At 54.5% G+C, this 268-nt stretch carries 1 protein-coding gene; it reads right to left on the bottom strand.

The genetic code is table 11. The annotated features are described in order from the left end of the window. Nucleotides 1-247: hypothetical protein (locus P8629_RS11935; protein WP_278166332.1), on the bottom strand; the 247-nt coding region annotated here is incomplete at its 3' end. Nucleotides 248-268: the final 21 nt, after the last annotated feature.

Below are 268 nucleotides of genomic sequence, written 5' to 3'. Positions count from 1 at the left end.
CCAACACATCATCCAGCCGGTAGCGCACAATCGGTTGGGTGCTACGGGTAAAGTCAGTGATCAACGGCGTAAAACGCTGCTCATCAATCCACTGCGGTTCAATATGCAAGAACTCTTCGTTCAGATGCAGGGTACCGTGCGCACAAGTAGCCGCCAGGAAGCCCTCAGTGGCCTGATACACCTCACCTACCACGGGAAAAACCTGCGCCAGCAGACGCCGGTCTTGTTCTTCCAGCACTTCTGCCACCGAAATCACCTTCTTTACCTC

It is taken from the genome of Hydrogenovibrio sp. 3SP14C1, from assembly GCF_029625905.1.
Classification (GTDB): Bacteria; Pseudomonadota; Gammaproteobacteria; order Thiomicrospirales; family Thiomicrospiraceae; genus Hydrogenovibrio.
Note: the sequence above shows the minus strand (reverse complement) of the source record. Positions and strands in the feature narration are given on the sequence as shown.